This window comes from Kitasatospora sp. NPDC088346 (assembly GCF_044740765.1).
In the GTDB taxonomy this organism is placed as follows: domain Bacteria; phylum Actinomycetota; class Actinomycetes; order Streptomycetales; family Streptomycetaceae; genus Kitasatospora.
Window position 1 is genome coordinate 1 of record NZ_JBIURH010000120.1, and the last position, 5,980, is coordinate 5,980.

General features: G+C 71.0%; 6 protein-coding genes and 2 pseudogenes. 2 read left to right on the forward strand and 6 right to left on the reverse strand.

What is annotated here, in order from left to right; all coding sequences use genetic code 11:
• Positions 1 to 319: 319 nt before the first annotated feature.
• From ACIOFR_RS41650 to ACIOFR_RS41670, 5 genes and pseudogenes are all read right to left on the reverse strand, one after another.
• Positions 320 to 511, reverse strand: coding sequence for a hypothetical protein (locus tag ACIOFR_RS41650; protein WP_401005971.1), 192 nt, complete (start codon positions 509 to 511; stop codon positions 320 to 322).
• A 300-nt stretch (positions 512 to 811) separates the two neighbouring features.
• Positions 812 to 2,095, reverse strand: a pseudogene (rho, locus tag ACIOFR_RS41655) (transcription termination factor Rho); the annotation flags it as partial.
• A 6-nt stretch (positions 2,096 to 2,101) separates the two neighbouring features.
• Positions 2,102 to 2,389: pseudogene (locus tag ACIOFR_RS41660) on the reverse strand (hypothetical protein); the annotation flags it as partial.
• A gap of 218 nt (positions 2,390 to 2,607) precedes the next feature.
• On the reverse strand, positions 2,608 to 2,853 hold the full coding sequence (locus ACIOFR_RS41665; protein ID WP_401005973.1) for a hypothetical protein: 246 nt from the start codon (positions 2,851 to 2,853) through the stop codon (positions 2,608 to 2,610).
• Positions 2,854 to 2,893: 40 nt separating this feature from the next.
• Complete coding sequence (locus ACIOFR_RS41670; protein ID WP_401005975.1) at positions 2,894 to 3,232, reverse strand: RNA polymerase-binding protein RbpA; 339 nt, start codon at positions 3,230 to 3,232, stop codon at positions 2,894 to 2,896.
• A 451-nt stretch (positions 3,233 to 3,683) separates the two neighbouring features.
• Here ACIOFR_RS41670 and ACIOFR_RS41675 point away from each other — a divergent pair, with 451 nt between their 5' ends.
• Both ACIOFR_RS41675 and ACIOFR_RS41680 read left to right on the forward strand, forming a co-directional pair.
• Positions 3,684 to 4,676 carry a DNA-processing protein DprA gene (locus ACIOFR_RS41675; protein WP_401005977.1) on the forward strand — a complete coding sequence of 331 codons (993 nt, stop codon included), beginning with the start codon at positions 3,684 to 3,686 and terminating at the stop codon, positions 4,674 to 4,676.
• Between the two features lie 59 nt (positions 4,677 to 4,735).
• Positions 4,736 to 5,416, forward strand: a complete 681-nt coding sequence (locus tag ACIOFR_RS41680) for a ComF family protein (protein WP_401005979.1) — start codon at positions 4,736 to 4,738, stop codon at positions 5,414 to 5,416.
• A gap of 40 nt (positions 5,417 to 5,456) precedes the next feature.
• Here the strand turns inward: ACIOFR_RS41680 and ACIOFR_RS41685 are convergent, their stop codons facing one another.
• On the reverse strand, positions 5,457 to 5,642 hold the full coding sequence (locus ACIOFR_RS41685; RefSeq protein ID WP_401005981.1) for a hypothetical protein: 186 nt from the start codon (positions 5,640 to 5,642) through the stop codon (positions 5,457 to 5,459).
• Between the last annotated feature and the right edge of the window lie 338 nt (positions 5,643 to 5,980).

Sequence of the window (5,980 nt, forward strand, 5' to 3'; positions counted from 1 at the left end):
CGCTGACCTGCTTGCCGCCAACCCCGCGACGGTGACCGTCCGTCAGCCCTGCACCAAAAGTGATCCAGAACCAGTTTTCACCCGACGCCGACAGGGCGGCTGCGGGGCCACGAATTTCAAGAATTTTTCGCGCCGGCCCCGGTGCGGTCGTGGATGACGAGTGAACCGTCCGACTCGCGGCCATCTGGGCGCGGAGCCGGAGGATTTGACCGATCAGACCACGTCTGGGCACGGGTTGGCGCGTGAGAGGGTCGTGTGGCGGGTCGGCCTCGGCCTCGGGTGAGCCGGCGGACCATGCTGCCGATCACCGCCCAGCGAATCACGGTCTCGGAGCGGGCAGGCTGCCCTTCGTCATCGCGGACCAGGCGGCGGATCTATGGTTCAGGCCGCTGTCGACGTACAGGCGGTCGGCGACCAGGGCGGGGCCGGTGATGCTGGTCAGGTCGAGCTGGCCGATGACGTGCGCGCCCGGCAGCCGCACCGCGCCGTCCTCCCCGTAGCCGGTGGCCATCAGGCCGGCCAGTCCTCATGCCGCAGTGGCAATCACTGCTCCCCCGCACTGCCTCCACTCGGCAACGCTCCAGCCGGGTACGACGCGGCCGATGATGGACGCGGCCGAGGACAGCGGACGTTGGCATCGTCCGGAAGCGCAGCACGATGGACTTCGCGGCTGACGACAGCGTCGATCCCCGCGGTCTGGCCGGACCATCCTCCCGTGATGACCCGGGCATGCCCTCTTCCTCTCCGTCCTGACGCGCTCGTCGGCGGATCCGGCGGCGCTGACACTCGTGGTAGAGCGACCTGGAGCGAGTCAGCCTGCATTGGGCCGGGTCGCGGTCACCTGGCGGAGGAGCTCGGTGTTGCTCATGGTCTTCTTCAGCCGGTCCCGGAGCAGTTCCATCGCCTGCTGGGTGTCCAGGCCGTTGAGCACGCGGCGCAGTGTCCAGGCGGCGGAGGTGCGGGCGGGGCCGAGGAGGAGTTCCTCGCGGCGGGTGCCGGAGGCCTGGACGTCGACGGCGGGGAAGATGCGCTTGTCCGCGAGTCGGCGGTCCAGGCGCAGCTCCATGTTGCCGGTGCTCTTGAACTCTTCGAAGATCAGGTCGTCCATGCGGGAGCCGGTGTCGACCAGGGCGGTGGCCACGATGGTGAGGGAGCCGCCGTTCTCGATGTTGCGGGCGGCGCCGAAGAACTTCTTCGGCTGGTAGATCGCTGCGGAGTCGAGGCCGCCGGTGAGGATGCGGCCGGAGGCGGGGGCTGCGGTGTTGTAGGCGCGGGCGAGCCGGGTGATCGAGTCCAGCAGCACGACCACGTCGTGTCCGAGTTCCACCAGGCGTTTGGCGCGCTCGATGGCGAGCTCAGCGACGGTGATGTGGTCGCGGGCGGGCCGGTCGAAGGTCGAGGCGATGACCTCGCCCTTGACCGAGCGCTGCATGTCCGTGACCTCCTCCGGACGCTCGTCGACCAGGACGACCATCAGGTGGGCCTCGGGGTGGTTGCGGGTGATCGCGTCCGCGATGGCCTGCATGATCATCGTCTTGCCGGTCTTCGGCGGGGCGACGATCAGACCGCGTTGGCCTTTGCCGATCGGGGCGACCAGGTCGATGATGCGGCCGTTCAGCAGCCCCGGGTCGGTTTCCAGGTGCAGCCGCTGCTGCGGGTGGAGCGGCGTTAGTTTGGTGAACTCGGGCCGGTCGTGGGCCTGGTCGGCGGCTTGGCCGTTGACGGTGTCGATGTGGGTCAGGGCCGGGCGGCGGTCGCCGTTGCCGTGGGCGCGGGTGGCTCCGGTCAGTACGTCGCCGGGGCGCAGGCCGAAGGTGCGTACCTGGGCCGAGGACACGTACAGGTCGTCTGGCCCGGATTGGTAGCCGGAGGTGCGCAGGAAGGCGTGGTCGTTTCGGATGTCCAGGATGCCGGCGGCCGGAACGAGGTCGCTCTTCGGGGTGGAGGTGGCCTGGTGCGATCGGCGGGCGGCTGGTGTTCGCTGTGACGGTGCGTCGGGTGAGGTGTGGGGACTGGCGGCGCTGGCGGGTCGGCGGTTCGTGGCCGGACGGGCGGTGGCGCGTTTGGCGGTGATCGCGTCGACGAGCTCGCCCTTGCGAAGCCGCGCGGCGCCTGGGACGCCGAGGGTGGAGGCGAGTTGGTGGAGCTCGGCCCGCAGCAGGCCGTCCAGCGCGGGGCGGCCGGCGGCCGGTTCACGCAGGGCGGTTCGGGACGTGGTTGATGGTTCGGTTGCAGTGCTCACGAGAGGGTCCTCCCCTGGAGGTGGTGTCGAAGGGCGGCAGTACCAGGTGGGCCGTGCAGCTCCAGGCGCGCCGGAACGGTGGTGTCCCAGCAGGGCTGGCTGCGGCATGGTCAGCGCGGTGTCGGCACGCGACCTGGGCCTGCGCATGGTGCGACGCCGAAAGCCGGTGTCGCCGTGATCTGCGGTGCGATCCCCGATGGCAGGAAATGCGTCTGCCGATTTCTCGACCGCGATCAGTTCGCGGGAGGGAGTGGAGCGCTCCGTTGCCGACCATGATAGCAGGGCCCGTCGATCGCCCCTTGGAATTCGGCGGGAGTGGGCCGCGGAGGCGATGACCGCGGCGCTCGACGGAACCGGTGCGAGCGCTACGCCGCACCGTAACGGGTGGCGGGGCCGATGCTGTCCGGCCCGAACCGGGCGCGCGCCCGGTCGGCGACGGCTTCGATGCGCAGCCGGTCATCGAGCGGGTCGAAGCTGCACTGGTGGGACGCCTCGGCAGCCGCGTTGAGTGTGAGGACCCGGGCGCATTGGAGGCCGAGGCCGCCGTAGAGGCGGTAGGCGGCGCCCGTGAGGGTGGCGGTGTGCCATCTCGGCGGGCGGCAGCTGGCCACCGTGCCGGATCGTTTCCGTCGCGGCGCCATCTCGAGGCGGTCAGATGGTCCCGCGCAGCTTGGCCAATGCTTCGTTGAGCAGGATCTCGCCGTCTTCCTGGCTCCGGCGTTGCCGGACGTAGCCCAGGTGCGTCCTGTAGGGGGCGTTGCCTGCGGCGACAGGGGCCTGGTCTGGGTCGGGGCCGGCGGGCAGGCCGCACTTGGGGCAGTCCCAGGTCTCCGGGGCCACGGCCTCGATCGCGAAGCTGGGCCGGGTGTGGTGGCCGTTGCCGCACCAGAACGACACCGCTTTGCGAAGGGCGAGGTCGCCACGCTCGGACTCCCCCATCGGCCCTGCACCGATCCGGGAACCCCTGATGCCACTACGTCCCTGCGCCACGATCGCTCTCCTCGGCCATGATGTCCACGCCTCGGATGTGCATGGGGACGCCCAGCGTACGGCCACCCTCCCGCAACGCCGTCACGGCCTCCGCAGGTCGCACTACTCAAGGCCGGCGGCGCGGGCGGCAGGGGAAGCCAGGGGGCGAAACCGCCTCCGTATTGCACGGCGGCTGGGTCGGCAAGGACTCGCTGCGCGCCAGGCTGGCTCACGTGGTGAGAGCACATTCTGCTCCGGCCGACGCTTCGCCCGGACGGAAACGGCCGAAGTTGCGTGCACGACGTTCCTCGGGGCGGGTGCGGTGAGGAGGGGAGCGGATGTGTTGCGGTCCGCGAGGGTCGGAGCGCCCCGCTGGAACAGCGTCGGTGCGGTGCGACATGATGGCGGCAGGCCCAAGGATTTGCCGCAGTTCCCTTCGAACATTCCGGGCCGTGAGTAGAAGGATTTGATCATGTCCGACCACCCGTCTGACCAGGGCCTTCAGCCCGACGACCTGACCGCTCTCCACCGTGATCTCCTGGCGCTGTGCGCGCTGCGTCTTGACGAGACCTCTCTGGACTGGTCCCTGCTCGCACGAACCTGCCAGACCGCGGCCGGGATCGAGTCGGTTCTCGGCGGTGACCTGCCCGAGCAGTCGACGGCGGCGCGCAAGAGCCTCCCGATTCTCCGGGCGACCCTGCCCCGGCTCGCCGAGGCCCGTGAGCGTGTCGAGGCCGAGCTGGAGGCCGCCGACCAGGCCGGGGCCCGGCTGGTGACGGTGCTGGACGCCGCCTATCCGGCGAACCTGCGACTGGTCCCCAATCTCCCGCCGTTCCTGTTCCACCTCGGTGAGCTGTCCTCCCAGGACGGCCGCTCGGTGGCTGTCGTGGGAACCCGTGGCGCCTCCGAGGACGGCCTGCGTCGCGCCGCCCGGATGACCCGCGGTCTCGTCGAACAGGACGTCGTCGTCTACTCCGGCCTCGCCAAGGGCATCGACACCGCGGCCCACGGCGCCACCCTGGAGGCCAAGGGCCGCACCGTGGCGGTGATGGGCACCGGCATCGCCGCGAAGGTCTACCCCGCGGCGAACAGGGACCTCGCGCAGGCCATCGTCCGGTCAGGTGGCGCGCTGCTCTCCCAGTTCTGGCCGACGTCCGAGCCCGCCCGGTGGACGTTCCCGCGCCGCAACGTCGTCACGTCCGGTGCGACCATGGGCAGCGTCGTCATCGAGGCGTCCAGCACCTCCGGCGCCAAGATGCAGGCCAGAATCGCCGCCGAGCACGGCAAGCAGGTCTTCCTCCTGCGTTCGCTGGCCACCTCGGAGCCGTGGGCGGCCAAGATGATCGCGGAAGGCCGGGCGATCGAGGTCGCCGAGCTCGACGACGTCCTCAGCCGCCTCGGCACCGCCACCCAGGCGCAGCAGGCCGGCCAGCAGCGACTCCAGCTCGCGCTGGCCGGCCTGTGACCGACCCTGCCGCTCTCCCGGAGCCGCTCGGCTTTCCCCGCTGCCGTGATTGCGCGTACGTGCTGACCGGTGCGCCGGCGATCTGTGCCGCCTGCGCGACGGCGACGCTGCCGCAGGTGGCCGACGCGCACTGCCTGGTGTGCAGCCAGGCCCTGACCGGGCGGGGAACCGTCTGTGGGAACCGGATCTGCGGCTGGCCGATCGAGCAGCGGCACTTCACCGCGGTGGACGCCGTCGCCATGTACGACGGCGCGTTGAAGCAGACGCTGCCGCGGCTGAAGTACGACGGTGCCCTGGGCTGGGCGATGATCTACGGCCGGCTGATCGTCGGGTGGCTCGACAACCACGCCCGTGACATCGCCGGCATCGACCTGATCCTGGGTAATCCCACCGCGCCCGACCGCCGGCCGCAGCACATCGAGGCGATCATGCGTGCCGCGAGCGAGGCGAACCGAACGGGCCGGTGGCCCTTTCCCGACCCTGACCGTCCGGTCCTCGTCAAGACCCACGCCACGGCGGCATCCGCCGGATCAGGGCCGATCTGGCAGGGCAAAATGGCCGCCGCCGAAGCACACGCTGCGGCCCTGGAGCTCCGCTTCCCCGTCGCCGGCCGACGGATCCTCCTGGTCGACGACGTATTCACCACCGGCGCGCAGATGGTCACCGTCGCCCGCTTCCTGCGCCACCACGGCGCCCTCGAGGTCCGCGGCCTGGTCCTGGCACGCGCACCCTGGCGGTAACAGGCCGCGCCGCCCGGGCGGCGTCGGCGGCCGCGGTCGGTCAGGATCCGCCGGTGCGGCGCGCCGCGATCCGGGCCAGCGTCTCGGCGAGCTGCGCCTCGCCGCCGGGGTGAGCCACCGGTTCCCAGATGATGCCCGCCCTCGCGCACAGGCCCGTGACGAGCTCCTCCGCCTGCCGGGTGTCGTACCACTGCTCGGCCTGCCCCGGAAGGGTGATCCACCACACCGCTGTCGTCGCACCTGCCCTGCCAGCACGACGAACTGATTGCTCCAGGACAGGGTCTGACGGACCTGGAGGTCATCGAGGGCCTGGCCGAGGTGACGACGGGCGATCCGGTACGGCGGCATCGCCGAGGTCACCCCGCGCGGTGCGGGCCGGCCACCCACCGCTGATGGCGCCTGCGCGACGGCTCGGGCCGGGGCGGCCTGGGCGGCCGGGCTACACCGGCTGGCCGCGCGCGGGAAAATCGGCTCTTGTGCTCCATCTGTGGGTCGCTGAGGAGCGCCTGACGCAGTACACGCCGTCCCCTGTGCAGATCTTGAGGTGTTGAGGCCCGAGATCGG

What these genes read in the sequence shown, in the direction of transcription:
- ACIOFR_RS41650 (WP_401005971.1), bottom strand. Translation starts at nt 511, where the DNA reads ATGGCCACCGGCTACGGGGAGGACGGCGCGGTGCGGCTGCCGGGCGCG.
- ACIOFR_RS41675 (WP_401005977.1), top strand. Translation starts at nt 3,684, where the DNA reads ATGTCCGACCACCCGTCTGACCAGGGCCTTCAGCCCGACGACCTGACC.